Raw genomic sequence first — 16,644 nt, forward strand, 5'->3', positions numbered from 1 at the left:
TCGACCAGAGCCGTTGGCCCGCTAGGGCTTTGCGATACCTGCGATGAACAGGTCGATCACCCCCTCCGCCATCCGCTCGATCTCGCCCTCCCCGACGCCCCAGCGCGGGAAATGGCCGTCGAGATTCATCCGGGCGAAACCGTAGACGAGGGCGCGCCCGGCGATCTGGGTACGCTTGAGGTCGGCCGACCGCAGCAGGCCTTGCTCTGCCGCGTCGACCAGCATCTGCTCCGTTAGCGCGATCAGCTCGGCGTTGTCTCGTGTCAGGTCCGGCGAGCTGCCATGGGCAAAGTAGCGCCCGGTCGAGATGATCTCGAAATGCGCGGGATTGCGCATGGCCCAACGCAAATAGGCGAGACCGAAGGCGCGGAAGCGGGCGAGCGGGTCGGCGGCCGGAGCCTCGCGCAGCGCCGCATCGATCTCGGCGCGAAAGCGCCGCTGCGCCTCCTCGGCCGCGGCTGCCATGAGCGCATCGCGGTTGGGAAAGTGTCGGAACGGCGCCCCCGGCGACACCGCGGCCCGGCGCGCAGCCTCACGCACCGAGACTTCGGCGCCTTCCGCTGCGAGTTGCAGTGCAGCATCGATCAACACGCGGCGGAGGTCGCCGTGATGGTACGGCCGGGCTTCGGTGGCAGGGCGGCGCGCGCGCGGCTTGGACGGCTGACGGACAGGCATGGATCCTTCTAGCCTCACCCGAACGTGAATGTAAGCGATGATTACACCATTGACGGTCCCGCAACGTCCAAATGTAATCAGTGATTACATAGAGAGGGAGATCGCCATGTCCGAACGTCGAAGCTGGCTCGAAGGCTGGCGCCTGCTGGCCGTCCTTTGCTGGAGCCTCGTCACCCTCAGCCTATGGATCGCCTCGATGCGGCAGTTCGAGGTCGAGGGCGTTCGCATGGTGATCCGCTTCACGGCGCGAAGCTCGCTCCTGTTGTTCTGCCTCGCCTTCAGCGCCGCGGCGCTGGCGCGGCTGTGGCCTAATGCCTGGACGCGCTGGCAGAAGCGCAACCGCCGCTATCTGGGCCTCAGCTTCGCGGCCTCCCACGCCATCCACGCGGCGGCGATCATGACGTTTGCCGGGATGGATCCGGCCGGATTTGCCGAGGCCACCTCGGCGGCCTCCTACATCTTCGGCGGCATCGGCTACGGCTTCATCATCGCCATGAGCGCGACGTCGTTCGACCGCACCGCTGCACTGATCGGCCCGCGCGCCTGGCGGGCCCTGCACCTAGTGGGCGGCTATTACCTTTGGCTCCAGTTCATGGTCTCGTTCGGCAAGCGCGTGCCGACGATGCCGTTCTATGCCGCCTTCCTGCTTCCGCTGCTCATCGTAATGGCGCTGCGCATGATTGCGATGGCTCGCGATCCGCGTGGGCAGACCGTCCCGGCGGGCTGATGCGACGGCTTACTTGGCAAGAGCCGAGCCGCTCAACTGCTTCAGGCCGCGGACAGAATGAGAGAGCAATGTCTCGCCGAGACGAAAAGAGCGAGACCGCTGTTTGCGATCTCGCTCGACCATAGCCGCCAAGGTCCAAGATTTGGCTTGGCGAGCGAAGCTTGAATTTCGCTCGTCACTCCGGGGCGCACGCTGAGCGCGAGCCCGGAATGACGGCGCAGACGTCAGTTCTTGCTCTTGTCGACCAGCGCGCCCTTCTTGATCCAGGGCATCATGTCGCGCAGCTTGGCGCCGACTTCCTCGATCGGGTGTGCGGCGAGCTTGGCGCGGGTCGCCTTGAACGAGGTCTGGTTGACCTTGTTCTCGAGCATCCAGTCGCGGGCGAACTTGCCGCCCTGGATGTCGGCCAGAACCTTGCGCATCTCCTTCTTGGTTTCGTCGGTGATGATGCGCGGACCGGTGACGTACTCGCCGTACTCGGCGGTGTTGGAGATGGAGTAGTTCATGTTGGCGATGCCGCCTTCATAGATCAGGTCGACGATCAGCTTCACTTCGTGCAGGCACTCGAAATAGGCCATCTCGGGCGCATAGCCGGCTTCGACCAGGGTCTCGTAGCCGCCCTTGATCAGCTCGACCAGGCCGCCGCACAGCACCACCTGCTCGCCGAACAGGTCGGTCTCGCACTCTTCCTTGAACGTGGTCTCGATGATGCCGGCGCGGCCGCCGCCGATGGCGGAGGCGTAGGACAGGCCGAGGTCGTGGGCGTTGCCCGAGACGTCCTTCGCAATTGCGATCAGGCAGGGCACGCCGCCGCCGCGCTGATATTCCGAGCGCACGGTGTGGCCGGGGCCCTTCGGCGCGATCATCAGCACGTCGAGGTCGGCACGCGGATCGAGCAGGTTGAAGTGAACGTTGAGGCCGTGCGCGAACACGAGGGCAGCGCCCTTCTTCATGTTGTCGTGCAGGTGCTCGCGATAGATGTCGCCCTGGAGCTCGTCCGGGGTCAGCATCATGACGAGGTCGGCCCATTTGGCAGCTTCCGCAACTTCCAGCACCTTGAAGCCGGCGGCTTCCGCCTTCTTCGCCGAAGCCGAACCCTTGCGCAGCGCAATGGCGACTTCCTTGACGCCGGAATCCTTCAGGTTGAGCGCATGGGCGTGACCCTGGCTGCCGTAGCCGACGATGGCGACCTTCTTGCCCTTGATCAGGTTCAGGTCGGCGTCGCGATCGTAATAAACACGCATAGGTCGTTTCCTCGTTCAGGGCCGAAATCGGCCAATGGTCAGTGTCCGAAGGGTGAAATTTGCGGATTTCGGGGGCTGTCTAGAGCATTTTCAGCCCTGAGGGAAACCCGTTTCTGCATGGAAATCCGCGACATCATGCATCCATGAAAACGGGGTAGAGGGAGGCCAGCAGCAGGATCGCCATCAGGATGTTGAAGGCGCGGACCAGCCGCTCGGAAGTCAGAACCGGCCGCAATGCGGTGCCGAACAGCGCCCAGACCACGGTCGAGACCGTGCCGACGACGAGGCTGATCACGGTCTGAATGGCGATGTTGAGCGGGAATTGGGCGATCGCCGCATAGGCAGTGATGGTGCCGATCACGATCACCCAACCCTTGGCATTGATCCATTGGAACATGGCCGCGCCCCAGAAGGTCATGGGGCCGCGGCCATTCTCCTCGCCCGGCTTGGCCGGACCGGCCATGGCGATCACAGCGGCGAGGTAAATCAGATAGGCAGCACCGGCATATTTCAGGATGGTCTGGAGGATCGGATAGGCCAGGAACACGGAGCCGAGCCCGAGGCCGACCGCGGCGACCATGAAGGCGAAACCGAGCACGATGCCGACGATGTGCGGGATGGTGCGCCGGAAGCCGTAGGTCAGGCCGGAGGACAGCAGCATGATGTTGTTCGGCCCGGGCGTGAAATACATCACGACCATGAAGACGAGGAAGGCGTAGAGCAGCGAGTAGGTCATCATCACCCTCACGCAGTCTTCGGTAGAACTTGCGGGCGCTTCGCCAGCACCATCACGGCGATCCCAAAGATCACGGTCAGCATGCCGGCGAGGCGCAGCGGCCCGAACCGTTCGCCGAACACGATGCTGGAGGCCGCCGAGCCCACGAACGGCACCAGCAGTGCGAACGGCACCACTTGTGCAGCCGGATAGTCGCGCAAGAGGCGGCCCCATAGCCAATAGGCGATGCTGGTGGAAATGCCGCCGAGCATCAGCATGCAGAGCGCCGATGCCAGCGACATGTGCGTCAGCGACGTCCAGGTCGGCGCCGGACCGTTGGCGATCAGCGCCAGCACGAACAGCGGCACGGCCGAGGCGAGGCAGAGCCAGGCGAACAGATCGAACATCGGCACGCCGCGGGCGCCGCGCAGCAACAGATTGCCGATGGCGAAGCTGAGCGGCGAGACCATCAGAACCGCGAAGGCGCCGACGCTGAAATCATAGCCGACGGTGCCGCAGATCATCAAAAGGCCGGCCGCGGCAATGACGATCCCCAGAGTCTGCATCGGCGTCGGCCGCTCGCCGAACGCGAGCGCGGCAAAGCCGATCGTGAAGAGTGCCTGGCTCTGCACGACGACGCTTGTCAGGCCCACGGGCACCCCATGAGCGATGCCGTAGGCCTGCGACAGGAACTGACCGAGGAACAGCGTGAAGCTGATCGCGATCAGCAGTGACCAAGCGACCTTCGGCCTGGGAATGAACAGGCACGGCACCGCGGCGATGGTGAAGCGCAACGCCGTCATCAGCTCCGGCGACAGCTCGTCGAGCGCGATCCGGCTCGCCACGAAGGCAAGCCCCCAGATGATCGCCACCATGACGGCGATGAGGATGTCGGCCGGCTTCATTGTTGTTTCCGGTTCTGCTTTGTCTCGCAGCCCTGCTTGTTGTTTTGGTCTAGCCTTGCTCGCCGGCTTTCGGTTTCCGCAGCAGATACGTGCCGTGCATCGGCGCGTGGTAGTCGGCCGCGACCAGGGTGAAGCCGACGTCGGTCAGCATCCGCTCCATCACCCAGCCGAAGGTGGAATATTCGTCGCGCATGTGGGTCACCACGCCCTCGCGGGAGAAATCGTGGTTCTTGATCTGGAAGTCGGCCCATTGCTCGACGTCACGCTCGATCGCGTCGGGCATCGATGAGTAAACAATGTCGCGGAGATAAAATGTCGCTCCGGGCTTGAGCGCGCGAAAAATCCGCGACATCGCCACCGCTTTCCAGAAATCCGGCAGGTGGTGCAGCGTGAACTCGCTGACGATGAGATCGTAGGACTCGGGCCGGTAGGCGAAGCTGAGCAGACCGGCGGATTGGGTGCGCACGGGCGCCTTGCGGTCGCGGGCGTAGATCTCGGCGAGCGCCAGCATGGCCGGGGAAATGTCGATGGCGTCGACGTCGGCCCCCATCAACGCCGCTTCGGTGGCGAGCACGCCGTTGCCGCAGCCGATATCGGCGATGCGCCAGCCGCGCTGGACCCCGAGCATCTTCAGAGCGGCGCGCGCCCGTAGATCGGCATCGTCATGGTTGTCGTAGATCGAGGCCACAGCGGGCTCGATCCCCATCCGGTTCCGCTCGTTGTAGTACCAGTCGCGCGCCAACATGGCTCACATCCCTTCAGGCCCGCGACCGATCGCGGCAACACCCGTGCGCGACACCTCGACGAGGCCGAGCGGGCGCATCAGATCGATATATTGATTGATCTTGTCCGTATTGCCTGTGATCTCGAACACAAAGCTCTCGGTGGTGGCGTCGATCACACGGGCGCGGAACGCGTCCGCCAACCTGAGCGCCTCGACCCGATGCTCGCCCTGCCCGCGCACCTTGACCATCGCCAACTCGCGCTCGATCGAGCGCTTGGTCTGGGTCATGTCGACGACCTGGTACACCGGGATCATGCGGTCGAGCTGGTTCTTGATCTGCGCGATCACCATCGGCGTGCCCGTGGTGACGATGGTGATCCGCGACAGATGCTTCTGGGCCTCGGTCTCCGAGACCGTGAGGCTCTCGATGTTGTAGCCGCGCCCCGAGAACAGGCCGATGACGCGCGCGAGCACGCCCGGCTCGTTCTGCACGAGCACCGCAAGCGTATGCGTCTCGTTCGGATCGTGACGGTCCTCGATGAAATAGGCGGATGCGGGCTGGTTCATTGTCGTCCCCTCTTGTCTCTCCTTCACGCCATCGCTGGCGCGTCCGTTCCGACCCAACGGCGGAACAGATCGAAATCGATATTGCCGCCGGACAGCACGAGACCGACGCGCTTGCCCTTTAGCTTGCTCTTTTCCTGCAGCGCCGCGGCCAGCGCGGCTGCGCCGGCGCCTTCGGTGAGATTATGCGTATCGGTCCAGTAGGCGCGGATCGCGGCGGCGACCTCGTCGTCGGTGACCTCTACGATGCGCGAGGCACCCTTGCGGATCAGCGCGAATGCATCCTCGTCGGGGATGCGCGTCGCCATGCCGTCGGCTCGCGTGTTGCTGGTTTCGGTCGTCACGATTTTTCCGGCCGCGAACGACAGCGCATAGGACGGCGCTTCCGTCGACTGCACGCCGACGATCTCGGTCTTCAAGCCGAGCAAGTCGCGCGCCATGATGCAGCCGCAGATGCCGGAGCCCTGCCCGATCGGCACATAGAGGATATCGAGGTCGGGCACTGCACGGAACAGTTCGAGAGCGTAGGTCGCAACGCCAAGAACGAGATCCGGGTGGAACGAGGGCACCATGTGGAGCCCGGCGAACTGCGCGCGGCGCTCGGCTTCCTCGCGTGCCGCCTGAAAGTCCTCGCCGTGTTCGACGAGCTCGGCACCAAAGGCCTTCATCGCGCGGTTCTTCTCGACCGAGTTGCCGCGCGGCACATAGATCACCGCGGGCACGCCGTGGCGGCTCGCGGCAAAGGCGAGGCTCTGACCGTGATTGCCGCGGGTTGCCGAGATGATGCCCGGTGTCTTCGGCCGCTCGCGCTTCAGCCGTTCGAGATAGACGAGGCCGCCGCGCACCTTGAAGGCGCCGATCGGCGTGTGGTTCTCGTGCTTGACCACAACCTCGGTGCCGAGCCGACCTGCGAGCAACGGCCAGGCATGCGCCGGCGTTGCCGGCACCGCCTGCCCCACGATCGCATGTGCGCGCTCGAGCTCTTTCAGGTCGAACATGGCATCACACCAGCGCCTTGCCGCCGGCGAATGCCTTCGCGGTCGCCTCGTCGTTGGCCTGCTCCGGCAGCAGCATCTCGTTGTGGGCCTTGCCGGAGGGGATCATCGGGAAGCAGTTTTCGAGCGCCGCGACGCGGCAGTCGAACAGCACGGGGCGCTTGACCGAGATCATCTCCTTGATGGCGCCATCGAGATCGGCCGGCTTGTGCACCTGAAGCCCGACGGCGCCGTAGGCCTCCGCGAGCTTGACGAAATCGGGCAGCGCCTCCGAATAGGAATGCGACAACCGGTTGCCGTGCAACAGCTGCTGCCACTGGCGCACCATGCCCATGTACTGGTTGTTCAGGATGAAGATCTTGATTGGCAGCTCGTACTGAACTGCCGTCGACATCTCCTGCATTGTCATCTGCACCGAGGCATCGCCCGCAATGTCGATGACGAGGCTGTCGGGATGGGCCACCTGAACGCCGACCGCGGCCGGGAGGCCGTAGCCCATGGTGCCGAGTCCACCCGAGGTCATCCAGCGATGCGGCTCCTCGAAGCCGTAGAACTGCGCCGCCCACATCTGATGCTGGCCGACCTCGGTCGTGATGTAGGTATCCTTGCCGCGCGTCTGCTCGAACAAGGCCTGGATCGCGTGCTGCGGCAGGATGACGTCGTTGCTCTTCTTGTAATAGAGCGAGTTGCGGGCGCGCCATTGCGCGATCTGCTGCCACCACGACTTGATGTCGGGCTTCTTCGCCTCCGCCTTGAACACCTGGAGGATGTCGCCGAGGACGTTGCCGCAATCGCCGATGATCGGCACGTCGACGCGGATGTTCTTGTTGATCGAGGACGGATCGATGTCGATGTGGATCTTCATCGAGCCGGGCGAAAACGCATCGACGCGGCCGGTGATGCGGTCGTCGAAGCGCGCGCCGACGCACAGCATGACGTCGCAATCATGCATGGTCATGTTGGCTTCGTAGGTGCCGTGCATGCCGAGCATGCCGAGCCAGTTCTTGCCCGACGCCGGATAGGCGCCGAGGCCCATCAGCGTCGAGGTGATCGGGAAGCCGGTGACCTCAACCAGCTCGCGCAACAGCTTGGTCGCCTCGCGGCCGGAATTGATGACGCCGCCGCCGCTGTAGATCACGGGACGCTTGGCGTTCGCGAGCAGCGAGACCGCCTTGCGGATCTGCGTCGCATCGCCCTTCACGCGCGGCGCGTAGGAGCGGTGCACGTCGGACTTGCGCGGGGGATGGTAGGTGCCGGTGGCGAACTGCACGTCCTTGGGAACGTCGACCAGCACCGGGCCCGGACGGCCCGAGGTGGCGACGTAGAAGGCCTCATGCAGCACCTTGGCGAGATCGTTGACGTCGCGCACCAGCCAATTGTGCTTGGTGCAGGGACGCGTGATGCCGACGGTGTCGCATTCCTGGAACGCGTCGTTGCCGATCAGATGCGTCGGCACCTGGCCGGAGATGCAGACCAGCGGGATCGAGTCCATCAGGGCATCCGTCAGCGGCGTCACCATGTTGGTGGCGCCGGGGCCGGAGGTCACCAGCGCAACGCCCGGCTTGCCGGTGGAACGCGCATAGCCCTCTGCGGCATGGCCGGCGCCCTGTTCGTGGCGGACCAGGATGTGCTGGACCTCGCTCTGCTGGAAGATCTCGTCATAGATCGGAAGCACCGCGCCGCCGGGATAGCCGAAAATGTCGGTCACGCCGTGATCGATGAGTGCGCGGACGATCATCGCGGCGCCGGTCATCTGGTTCGGATCGTGGCTCTTGTCGCTCATTGGCTTGCTCCGGATGCGCTGTCGTCAGCGGCTTCATTCGTGTCGGGTTCGGGAAATAAAAAAGGCCCCGAAGAGGGCCCCATGCACACCGCCTGTCATGTGGATGGCAGCTAGCCACCCCCGGCGGTGTGCCTGGGTACGACGGCGATAAGGAGTTTGGTAATAATGTTACGCATGGCAGGCGCTCGGCTTCCCAAAGGTTGCGCGAAACATAGCGGCCAAACCTTGGATGTCAAGGCAATGCGGCCGTTCTCGCGCGATTTTGGCAGTGTAGCGGTGTTCCCCGGGTTCGGCGAGAGGTAAATTCGGGAACTCGGCACAAAAGCGCGTCAGTCGGTGTGCCGTTCCGCCGGCACGGCCGCGGCGAGCCATCCCCTCGCCTCCTCCGGCCTCACCCATTCGAAGTCCGGCAGCTGGTGCCGGAACCAGGTGAATTGCCGCTTGGCGTAATGGCGGGTATCGGCGCGGCCAATGCTGGCGGCCTCCTCCAGGCTGAGCTCGCCGCGCAGGTGCCGGATCAAGGATGGCACGCCATGAGCCTTCATGGCCGGCAGCAGCGGATCGAGATGCCTGGCGGCCAGCCGCTCGACCTCCTCGAGCGCGCCGGCGCCCAGCATGGCATCGAAACGGGCATCGATGCGGGCATACAGCTCGTCACGTTCGGGCGCGAGGAAGACCGCGCGAAATCTGTCCTTGGGCAGCAGCGGTGGCTGTCCCTCCCGCTGCCAATCGAGCAGCGAACGGCCGGTTGCCTCGATCACCTCGAGCGCGCGGGCGATGCGGGTGCGGTCGCGCAGGTTCAATCGCTCGGCCGCGCGCGGATCGCAGGCTGCGAGTTCCGCGTGCAGCGCTTCGACGCCGTTCCGTTCCAGCCGCGCGCGCACATCCTCGCGCAGCTCGGCAGGGATTGGCGGCACCACGGAGAGACCTGTGGTCAGCGCCTTGAAATAGAGCCCGGTGCCGCCGATGAAGATCGGCAGCCGTCGCTGGGCCCTCGCCTCATCGAGCGCCTTCGCCGCATCGCTTACCCAGGCACCGGCCGAGAAATTCACGGCGGCATCGACGTGGCCATAAAGACGATGCGGCACGAGCGCCTCGTCCGCCGCGGTCGGGCGCGCCGTGATGATGCGGAGGTCACGATAGACCTGCATGGAATCGGCATTGATGACGACGCCGCCGGCGGCGCGCGCAAGATCGAGCGCAAGCGCCGACTTGCCGCTGGCGGTCGGGCCTGCGATAAGCACGGCCTTGCTCGAATACCCCTCGCTCACGAAAACCTCAAATGTCCCTCGTCGCCACGCTGATCTGCAACCCTGACAATCCCGCGCTCGACTCGACCATCGTCGATGGCGCCCGCGCCGTGCTGCCGCAGGCGGCGCCCGCGCACTGGCTGTTCGACGGGGTTGCGGTCGACATCCCCTTCGGCGCGGACAGTAACCTCGAAGGCGACCGCAACGCCATCGAGCAGCGGCTCCGCGAGCTCCGCGGCGATTTGCCGATCGACATCGTCGTGCAGCCTGTTGGCTTCCGGCGCAAGAAGCTTTTTCTCGCCGACATGGATTCCACCATGATCGGCCAGGAATGCATCGACGAGCTCGCCGATTTCGTCGGGGTCAAGGCGCATGTCGCAGACATCACCGAGCGTGCGATGCGCGGCGAGATCGAGTTCGAGCCAGCGCTGCGCGAGCGCGTCGCGCTGCTCAAGGACCTGCCCGCCAGCGCGGTCGACGAGGTGCTGGCCAAGCGCATCACGCTGACGCCGGGCGGCCGCGAGCTGGTCGCCACCATGCGCGCGAACGGCGCCTATACCTGCCTCGTCTCCGGCGGCTTTACATTGTTCACGCGCGCGGTCGCCGCCAAGATCGGTTTCCAGGAGAACCGTGCCAACGAGCTCGTCGTGCGCGACGGCAAGTTCACCGGCGAAGTGAAGGAGCCGATCCTGGGCCGCGCGGCGAAGCTCGCGACCTTGGTGGACCTGATGGAATCGTTCGATCTCGACGACATCGACTCGGTCGTGGTCGGCGACGGCGCCAACGATCTCGCGATGATCCAGGCGGCGGGTCTGGGTGTCGCCTATCACGCCAAGCCGGCGGTGGCTGCGGCCGCGGCGGCGCGGATCGATCACGGCGATCTCACCGCGCTGCTGTATGCGCAGGGGTATCGGCGGGACGAGTTCGTGGAGGGGTAACCGCTCTCGCAGCTCGCTCAGCAGCCGTAGGATGGTCAAAGGCGCACTTGCGCCGTGCCCACCACTTCACGCCGTGATGGCGGACAGAATGATGGTGGGCACGCTTCGCTTTGCCCACCCTACGGCTCTACGCGTTATCCCTACTGCACGCTCAGCGCGACGAATCGCAGCTCGCCCTCGCCGTTCGAGACCAGCAGCAGCACCGATTTCTTGCCGTCCTTCTTGAGCTGATCGACCCGCTTCTGGATGTCGGCGCCGCTCGACACCGCCTCCTGCGCCACCTCGACGATGACGTCGCCGGCGGACAGGCGCTTCTCGGCGGCATCCGAACTGGCGTCGACATTGGTGACGACCACGCCCTTGACGCTGTCCTTGATCTTGTAGCGCGTGCGCAGATCCTTGCTCAGCGTTGCGAGATCGAGGCCGAGCGCCTTCTGCGTCACCGGCTTCTCCGGCGCCGGCTCGTCGGTCTTCACCGCCGCCTGCACCTTGTCGGGATCCTGGAGGCGGCCGAGCGTGACCTTCTTGATCTCCTCCTGGCCCTTGCGGATGACGACGACGTCGACCTCCTTGCCGACCGCGGTGTCGGCGACGACGCGGGACAGGTCCTTCGGGTCCTTGACGTCCTTGCCATCGAACTTGACGACAACGTCTCCGGGCTCGATGCCCGCAGGCTTGGCCGGGCCCTTGTCATCAACGCCGGCAACCAGCGCACCGCGCGCAGGCTTGATGTTGAGGCTCTCGGCGATCTCGTCGGTGACGCTCTGGATGCGTACACCGAGCCAGCCGCGGCGCAGCTCGCCGAACTGACGGAGCTGGTCGACGACGCCCACCACCGTCTTCGACGGCACGGCGAAGCCGATGCCGATGGAGCCGCCGGACGGCGAGATGATCAGCGTGTTGACGCCGATGACGTCGCCGTCGAGATTGAACAGCGGGCCGCCGGAATTGCCGCGGTTGATGGATGCGTCGGTCTGGATGTAGCTGTCGTACGGCCCGGAGGAGATGTCACGGTTCTTGGCCGAGACGATGCCGGCAGTCACCGTGCCTCCCAGGCTGAAGGGATTGCCGATTGCGACCACCCAGTCGCCGAGGCGCAGCTTGTCGCTATCGCCGAACTTGACCGCGACCAACGGCTTCGTCGGCTTGATCCTGAGCACGGCGAGATCGGTCTTCTTGTCGACGCCGACCAGCTCGGCCTTGATCTTGGTGCCGTCGTTGAGGATGACGTGGATCTCGTCGGCGTCCGCAATGACGTGGTTGTTGGTGACGACGACGCCCGCGGTGTCGATGATGAAACCGCTTCCGAGCGAATTGGTCTTGCGCGGCGCGCTGTTCTCGCCGCCCTTGCTGCCGCCGCCGGGCCCTCGGCGGTTCTTGAAGAAATCGTCGAAGAACTCCTCGAACGGCGAGCCGGGCGGCAGTTGCGGCATGGTGTTGCCGCCGCCCCCCTTGGCTTCGACCGTCTGCGAGGTCGAGATGTTGACCACCGCGTCGATCACCTTCTCGGCGACGTCGGCGATGCCATCCGGTCCACGCGCATGTGCCGGCGCGCCGAACGCGCTGCAAGCACCGATGGCGAGCGCAACCAGCCCAAGTCGAACACCAAATCGCGCGCGGCGGCGCGAGCGGGACGGGACAATGGTGGCAGCGGTCATTGTGATCTCCAGGCAAAAGGGATTCGGCGCCAGACTGCGCTCGAACGGGGGCGCGGCGCAAGCGCGGAGCTTAACGGGCCTCAAGAGCCCGATAATACGGCGAAAACCAGTCTGGCGCCTTCACTTTGGCGTTGGGCCGAAGGCTTAAATCGGGCGCCGCATAACCCAGATCAGGACCAAGCCGGCCACGGCCGAGCCGATCCCGACCGCCCGCAGGATGTTGTCCGGCGTGGCGATGGCGCTTTTCATGGCTTTGCGCATCCAGTTTGGACTGGCCGCGAACATCAAGCCTTCGAGGACGAACAGGATGCCTAGGCCGATGAGGAAGTCGGCGAACGCAATGGACCTCATCGGAATGGAACCTCCCGCTATGCTGTTCTTGTCTGGACGAAGGGCGGCGAAATCCGCCGCCCTTTGTCTGGCTTACGGCTTCGCCTGCGTCTCGGTTGGCGTCCTGCCGGACGGGCTACCGAAGTACCGGAAGAAATCCGACTCCGGCCGGAGCAGGAAGCGAGTATCGTTCGCACGCAACCCGTTCTCATAGGCCGTCATCGACCGGTAGAAGGCGAAGAAGTCGGCGTCCTTGCCGTAGGCTTCTGCAAACAGGCGGTTGCGTTCGGCATCGCCCGCACCACGGGTCTGCTCAGCCTGTGAATTGGCCTCAGCGATGATGACGGTCGCCTCGCGGTCGGCCCTGGACCTGATCTCCTGGGCCTTCTGTCCACCCTGTGCCCGGAACTCGGCGGCCTCGCGCTCACGCTCGGTCTTCATGCGCAGGTAGACCGCCTGGCTGTTCTGCTCCGGCAGGTCGGCGCGGCGGATCCGGACGTCGACGACCTGAATGCCGTAGCCATCGGCCTCACGGTCGAGCTGGTCGCGAATGCGCAGCATCAGCTTCTCGCGGTCGTCGCGCACCACGTTGATGAAGGTGACCTCGCCGAGCACGCGGCGCAGCGCCGCGTTCAGGAGTGTGGTGAGCTGGATATTGGCGGCCTGGATCGAGCCGACGCTCTGATAGAAGCGCAGTGCGTCCTTGATGCGGTAGCGCGCGAAGGCGTCGACCACGAGCCGCTTCTGGTCGGAGGCGATCGCCTCCTGCGACGGGTTCTCCAGGTCGAGAATCCGCTTGTCGATGTTGATCACCGAGTTCCAGGGCGCCTTGAAGTGCAGGCCGGGCGCGGTGACGACGTCGACCGGCCTGCCGAACTGGAGCACGATCGTCTGCTCGGTCTGCTGCACCGTGAACAACGACATATAGCCGACGATCACGACGAACAGGAGGGCAAGCAGCGTGACAAAACCTGTGACCGGAGACTTCATCGGGTGCCTCCGCTGGACTGCGGACCGGTCGTAGGTGTCCGCTTTGGCGCCAGTTCGGGAAGCGGCAGATAGGGTACGACGCCCTGGCCCGAGGGGCCACCGTCATAGACGAGCTTGTCGGCCCCGCCGAGCACGCGCTCCATCGTTTCCAGGTAGATCCGTTCACGCGTCACGTCGGGCGCCTTCTTGTATTCCTCGTAAACCTTCAGGAAGCGTGCACTCTGGCCCTTGGCCTCGGCGACAGCCTGTTCCCTGTAACCTTCGGCATCCTGCTGGATCTTGGCCGCGCGTCCACGCGCCTGGGGGACAACCTGGTTGGCATAGGTCTGCGCTTCGTTCTGCAGCTGCTCCTGATTGGCGCGGGCCGCCTGGACGTCGCGGAAGGCGTCGATCACCTGCGCGGGCGGATCGACCTTCTGCATCTGCACCTGGGTGATCTGAATGCCGGCACCATAGCTGTCCAAAGTCCTCTGGATCAGCTCGTGCACGTTCTGCTCTGTGACGTTGCGCGCTCCGGTCAGGATCGGCTGGATCTGAGACCGGCCGATCACCTCGCGCATCGCACTCTCGGCGACCGCCTTCACGGTACCCTCGGGGTTCTGGATGTTGAAGAGGAAATCACCGACACCGTCGGGCTTGATGCGCCAGAGCAAGGTGAAGTCGACATCGACGATGTTCTCGTCGCCGGTCAGCATCAGGCTCTCTTCCGGAACGTCCCGAATGGAGCGGCCGCGCCGCGCCGGATCCTCGATCACCGTCATGCCAATGGAGGTGGTGTTGACGCGCAGCGCCTTGGGCAGCAGCACGGTCTCGATCGGATAAGGCAGATGATAGTTCAGACCCGGCTGCACGGTGCGGACGTGCTTGCCGAAGCGCATCACCACGCCGAGCTCTTCGGACTGCACGCGGAAGAAGCCCGACAGCAGCCAGAATGCGACGATCAGCAGGATGATCAGCGTGATGCCGACGCCGGAGAAATAACCGCCCGGCATGATCTGCTGGAGGCGGTCCTGGCCGCGCCGCAGAAGGTCTTCCAGATCCGGCGGCCTCGGCCCGACCGGTTGCGGGCCTGAGCCCCACGGTCCCTTTGGACCCGAGCCCCACGGGCCACCGCCCTGATTCTTCCACGGCATTCGACGTTCTCCTCGGCAGGGTGGAATTGCCACCGCCCGCTTTGTCCGGTCCGGCTTTATAGGGGACAGGCAAGTCCCTTACAACGCAGCCCTGACCGTCTTCCGAGCTATGCTCGGGCACGAAAAAGTCAATGTAAACATTGGCAAAAGCGGTTAATGGCCGCGCCGCCGACGATATGTCACATAGGACAGGTCGGCGCTGTCGTCGGGGCCGGCCGGATGGCGGATGCGTTCGACCTCGTCCCATTCCGCCTTGTCGATGTCGAAACGCGTGTCCCCTTCGGGGCGCGCGTGCACTTCGGTGATCTCGAGACGATCGGCACGACCAAGCCATTGCCGGTAGATCTCGGCGCCGCCGATCACCGCGATCTCAGTGACCGAACGCCGCAGAGCGTCGCCGCGCGCGACTGCCTCCGCATCCGCTGGCGATGTCGTGACGATGGCGCCATTGGCGCGATAGGCCGGATCGCGCGTGACCACGATGTTGGTGCGAGCCGGCAGCGGCCGGCGCAGGGTCTCGAAGGTCTTGCGGCCCATGATCACCGGCTTGCCGATCGTCAGCGCCTTGAAGCGCGCCATATCGGACTTCAATCGCCACGGCATCGCATTGCCCGCGCCGATGACGCCATTCTCTGCGATGGCGACGACGAAGACGATCTCCATCAGGCAGAGCTCCCGGCAAGCTGGGTCAGCGCAGGCCCGGTGACCCGGCACAGCGTCCAGTCGTCCATCATGACCGCGCCGATCGATTTGTAGAACTCGATCGAGGGTGCGTTCCAGTCGAGGACCGCCCATTGCAGGCGCGACCAGCCGCTGTCGACGCATTCCCTGGCGAGATAGGCCAGCAGCGCCTTGCCGAGGCCCTTGCCCCGATGCGACGGCCGCACATAGAGATCTTCGAGATAGATGCCGTGACGGCCGCTGAAGGTGGAGAAATTGAGAAACCACACCGCGAAGCCGACCGGCTCACGGTTCCACTCCGCGATCACGCAATAGAGCTGCGGCCTCTCGCCGAACAGCGCGTCGGCGATGTCAGCCTCGGTCGCTTCCACCTCGTGCGACAGCTTTTCGTACTCGGCGAGCTCGCGGATGAAGGAGAGAACGAGCCCGGCTTCCTCGGGCCGTGCACGGCGGATGGTGAGCGACATAGGGCGCTAGACCGCCACTTCCGCCTTGATGTGCGGATGCGGATCGTAGCCGACAAGCTCGAAGTCTTCGTAGCGGAAGGAGAAGATATCCTTCACGTCAGGATTGATCCGCATCACCGGCAGCGCGCGCGGCGCGCGGCTGAGCTGCAGCCTCGCCTGCTCCAGATGGTTGGAGTAGAGATGAGTGTCGCCGAGCGAGTGCACGAAGTCGCCGGGCTTCAGGCCTGTGACCTGCGCGACCATCATGGTGAGCAGCGCGTAAGAGGCGATGTTGAAGGGCACGCCGAGAAACACGTCGGCCGACCGCTGATAGAGCTGGCAGGACAGCTTGCCGTTCGCGACATAGAACTGGAACAGCAGGTGGCAGGGCGGCAGCGCCATCTTCTCGACGTCGGCCGGATTCCAGGCGGTGACGATCAGGCGGCGGGAATCAGGCGTGCGCTTGATCATGTCGATGACATTGGCGATCTGGTCGATGCTGCGTCCGTCGGCCGTGGGCCAGGAGCGCCATTGATGGCCGTAGACCGGGCCGAGATCGCCATTGGCGTCCGCCCACTCGTCCCAGATCGTGACGCCGTTGTCGCGCAGATATTTGATGTTGGTGTCGCCCTTCAGGAACCAGAGCAGCTCATGCACGATCGCCTTCAGCGGCAGCCGCTTGGTCGTCAGCATCGGGAAGCCGGCCGACAAATTGAAGCGCATCTGATGGCCGAACACCGACAGCGTGCCGGTGCCGGTCCGGTCGGTCTTCTCGGCGCCGTCGGAAAGAATCCGCTCGAGCAGGTCCTGATATTGGAGCATGTTGCGACTGAGCCTTTGGGGAGGCGGCGAACTTAGCGACACCCCCAGCGCTGCGACAGCGGCG

At 64.7% G+C, this 16,644-nt stretch carries 18 protein-coding genes; 2 read left to right on the forward strand and 16 right to left on the reverse strand.

The window, feature by feature from the left end:
• Positions 1–21: 21 nt before the first annotated feature.
• Positions 22–675 carry a TetR/AcrR family transcriptional regulator gene (locus ABIA40_RS22705; RefSeq protein ID WP_404543318.1) on the reverse strand — a complete coding sequence of 218 codons (654 nt, stop codon included), beginning with the start codon at positions 673–675 and terminating at the stop codon, positions 22–24.
• 106 nt (positions 676–781) lie between these two features.
• On the opposite strand from ABIA40_RS22705, the gene ABIA40_RS22710 reads away from it, so the two are divergent.
• Complete coding sequence (locus ABIA40_RS22710) at positions 782–1,402, forward strand: hypothetical protein (RefSeq protein ID WP_404543320.1); 621 nt, start codon at positions 782–784, stop codon at positions 1,400–1,402.
• Between the two features lie 224 nt (positions 1,403–1,626).
• On the opposite strand, the gene ilvC is transcribed toward ABIA40_RS22710, so the two are convergent.
• The 8 genes from ilvC to miaA form a co-directional block, all read right to left on the reverse strand.
• A complete protein-coding gene (gene ilvC, locus ABIA40_RS22715; protein ID WP_027577255.1) occupies positions 1,627–2,646 on the reverse strand; it encodes a ketol-acid reductoisomerase in 1,020 nt (339 codons plus the stop codon).
• Positions 2,647–2,779: 133 nt separating this feature from the next.
• Positions 2,780–3,382, reverse strand: coding sequence for a LysE family translocator (locus ABIA40_RS22720; protein ID WP_036006650.1), 603 nt, complete (start codon positions 3,380–3,382; stop codon positions 2,780–2,782).
• Positions 3,383–3,390: 8 nt separating this feature from the next.
• Positions 3,391–4,266, reverse strand: coding sequence for an EamA family transporter (locus ABIA40_RS22725; protein ID WP_404543321.1), 876 nt, complete (start codon positions 4,264–4,266; stop codon positions 3,391–3,393).
• A gap of 49 nt (positions 4,267–4,315) precedes the next feature.
• Positions 4,316–5,011 carry a class I SAM-dependent methyltransferase gene (locus ABIA40_RS22730; RefSeq protein WP_036006616.1) on the reverse strand — a complete coding sequence of 232 codons (696 nt, stop codon included), beginning with the start codon at positions 5,009–5,011 and terminating at the stop codon, positions 4,316–4,318.
• Between the two features lie 3 nt (positions 5,012–5,014).
• Positions 5,015–5,557: an acetolactate synthase small subunit gene (gene ilvN, locus ABIA40_RS22735; RefSeq protein WP_018640841.1), complete on the reverse strand. Its 543-nt coding sequence runs from the start codon at positions 5,555–5,557 to the stop codon at positions 5,015–5,017.
• Positions 5,558–5,580: 23 nt separating this feature from the next.
• Positions 5,581–6,552: a threonine dehydratase gene (locus ABIA40_RS22740; protein WP_404543322.1), complete on the reverse strand. Its 972-nt coding sequence runs from the start codon at positions 6,550–6,552 to the stop codon at positions 5,581–5,583.
• Between the two features lie 4 nt (positions 6,553–6,556).
• Positions 6,557–8,332 (reverse strand): acetolactate synthase 3 large subunit, encoded by a 1,776-nt coding sequence (locus ABIA40_RS22745; RefSeq protein ID WP_404543323.1) that lies wholly within the window; start codon positions 8,330–8,332, stop codon positions 6,557–6,559.
• A gap of 329 nt (positions 8,333–8,661) precedes the next feature.
• Positions 8,662–9,603 (reverse strand): tRNA (adenosine(37)-N6)-dimethylallyltransferase MiaA, encoded by a 942-nt coding sequence (gene miaA / locus ABIA40_RS22750; RefSeq protein WP_404543325.1) that lies wholly within the window; start codon positions 9,601–9,603, stop codon positions 8,662–8,664.
• A gap of 11 nt (positions 9,604–9,614) precedes the next feature.
• Between miaA and serB the strand changes: the two genes are divergently transcribed.
• Positions 9,615–10,520: a phosphoserine phosphatase SerB gene (serB, locus tag ABIA40_RS22755; RefSeq protein WP_157284713.1), complete on the forward strand. Its 906-nt coding sequence runs from the start codon at positions 9,615–9,617 to the stop codon at positions 10,518–10,520.
• Positions 10,521–10,660: 140 nt separating this feature from the next.
• Here serB and ABIA40_RS22760 read toward each other — a convergent pair whose 3' ends face one another.
• The 7 genes from ABIA40_RS22760 to ABIA40_RS22790 all read right to left on the reverse strand — a co-directional run bounded on the left by ABIA40_RS22760 (position 10,661) and on the right by ABIA40_RS22790 (position 16,580).
• On the reverse strand, positions 10,661–12,178 hold the full coding sequence (locus tag ABIA40_RS22760; RefSeq protein ID WP_404543326.1) for a Do family serine endopeptidase: 1,518 nt from the start codon (positions 12,176–12,178) through the stop codon (positions 10,661–10,663).
• Positions 12,179–12,322: 144 nt separating this feature from the next.
• Positions 12,323–12,529 (reverse strand): DUF2065 domain-containing protein, encoded by a 207-nt coding sequence (locus tag ABIA40_RS22765; RefSeq protein ID WP_025038031.1) that lies wholly within the window; start codon positions 12,527–12,529, stop codon positions 12,323–12,325.
• Between the two features lie 72 nt (positions 12,530–12,601).
• Positions 12,602–13,498: a protease modulator HflC gene (hflC, locus tag ABIA40_RS22770; RefSeq protein ID WP_036037453.1), complete on the reverse strand. Its 897-nt coding sequence runs from the start codon at positions 13,496–13,498 to the stop codon at positions 12,602–12,604.
• On the reverse strand, positions 13,495–14,631 hold the full coding sequence (gene hflK, locus ABIA40_RS22775) for an FtsH protease activity modulator HflK (RefSeq protein ID WP_128263123.1): 1,137 nt from the start codon (positions 14,629–14,631) through the stop codon (positions 13,495–13,497). Before hflK ends, hflC begins: the two co-directional genes overlap by 4 nt.
• Before the next feature lie 153 nt (positions 14,632–14,784).
• Positions 14,785–15,294 carry a dihydrofolate reductase gene (locus ABIA40_RS22780; protein WP_404543328.1) on the reverse strand — a complete coding sequence of 170 codons (510 nt, stop codon included), beginning with the start codon at positions 15,292–15,294 and terminating at the stop codon, positions 14,785–14,787.
• The gene (locus ABIA40_RS22785; RefSeq protein ID WP_404543330.1) at positions 15,294–15,779 is read right to left on the reverse strand and encodes a GNAT family N-acetyltransferase; all 486 of its coding nucleotides are present in this window, start codon (positions 15,777–15,779) and stop codon (positions 15,294–15,296) included. The genes ABIA40_RS22780 and ABIA40_RS22785 overlap by 1 nt, the downstream gene beginning before the upstream one ends.
• A gap of 6 nt (positions 15,780–15,785) precedes the next feature.
• The gene (locus ABIA40_RS22790) at positions 15,786–16,580 is read right to left on the reverse strand and encodes a thymidylate synthase (protein WP_275508445.1); all 795 of its coding nucleotides are present in this window, start codon (positions 16,578–16,580) and stop codon (positions 15,786–15,788) included.
• Between the last annotated feature and the right edge of the window lie 64 nt (positions 16,581–16,644).

Source organism: Bradyrhizobium sp. USDA 223, assembly GCF_044909005.1.
Classification (GTDB): domain Bacteria; phylum Pseudomonadota; class Alphaproteobacteria; order Rhizobiales; family Xanthobacteraceae; genus Bradyrhizobium; species Bradyrhizobium yuanmingense.

Excerpts from the sequence above, each read along its gene's own strand:
- ABIA40_RS22705 (WP_404543318.1), bottom strand. The coding sequence starts at position 675 with ATGCCTGTCCGTCAGCCGTCCAAGCCGCGCGCGCGCCGCCCTGCCACC.
- ABIA40_RS22710 (WP_404543320.1), top strand. The coding sequence starts at position 782 with ATGTCCGAACGTCGAAGCTGGCTCGAAGGCTGGCGCCTGCTGGCCGTC.
- ilvC (WP_027577255.1), bottom strand. The coding sequence starts at position 2,646 with ATGCGTGTTTATTACGATCGCGACGCCGACCTGAACCTGATCAAGGGC.
- ABIA40_RS22720 (WP_036006650.1), bottom strand. The coding sequence starts at position 3,382 with ATGACCTACTCGCTGCTCTACGCCTTCCTCGTCTTCATGGTCGTGATG.
- ABIA40_RS22725 (WP_404543321.1), bottom strand. The coding sequence starts at position 4,266 with ATGAAGCCGGCCGACATCCTCATCGCCGTCATGGTGGCGATCATCTGG.
- ABIA40_RS22730 (WP_036006616.1), bottom strand. The coding sequence starts at position 5,011 with ATGTTGGCGCGCGACTGGTACTACAACGAGCGGAACCGGATGGGGATC.
- ilvN (WP_018640841.1), bottom strand. The coding sequence starts at position 5,557 with ATGAACCAGCCCGCATCCGCCTATTTCATCGAGGACCGTCACGATCCG.
- ABIA40_RS22740 (WP_404543322.1), bottom strand. The coding sequence starts at position 6,552 with ATGTTCGACCTGAAAGAGCTCGAGCGCGCACATGCGATCGTGGGGCAG.
- ABIA40_RS22745 (WP_404543323.1), bottom strand. The coding sequence starts at position 8,332 with ATGAGCGACAAGAGCCACGATCCGAACCAGATGACCGGCGCCGCGATG.
- serB (WP_157284713.1), top strand. The coding sequence starts at position 9,615 with ATGTCCCTCGTCGCCACGCTGATCTGCAACCCTGACAATCCCGCGCTC.
- ABIA40_RS22760 (WP_404543326.1), bottom strand. The coding sequence starts at position 12,178 with ATGACCGCTGCCACCATTGTCCCGTCCCGCTCGCGCCGCCGCGCGCGA.
- ABIA40_RS22765 (WP_025038031.1), bottom strand. The coding sequence starts at position 12,529 with ATGAGGTCCATTGCGTTCGCCGACTTCCTCATCGGCCTAGGCATCCTG.
- hflC (WP_036037453.1), bottom strand. The coding sequence starts at position 13,498 with ATGAAGTCTCCGGTCACAGGTTTTGTCACGCTGCTTGCCCTCCTGTTC.
- hflK (WP_128263123.1), bottom strand. The coding sequence starts at position 14,631 with ATGCCGTGGAAGAATCAGGGCGGTGGCCCGTGGGGCTCGGGTCCAAAG.
- ABIA40_RS22780 (WP_404543328.1), bottom strand. The coding sequence starts at position 15,294 with ATGGAGATCGTCTTCGTCGTCGCCATCGCAGAGAATGGCGTCATCGGC.
- ABIA40_RS22785 (WP_404543330.1), bottom strand. The coding sequence starts at position 15,779 with ATGTCGCTCACCATCCGCCGTGCACGGCCCGAGGAAGCCGGGCTCGTT.
- ABIA40_RS22790 (WP_275508445.1), bottom strand. The coding sequence starts at position 16,580 with ATGCTCCAATATCAGGACCTGCTCGAGCGGATTCTTTCCGACGGCGCC.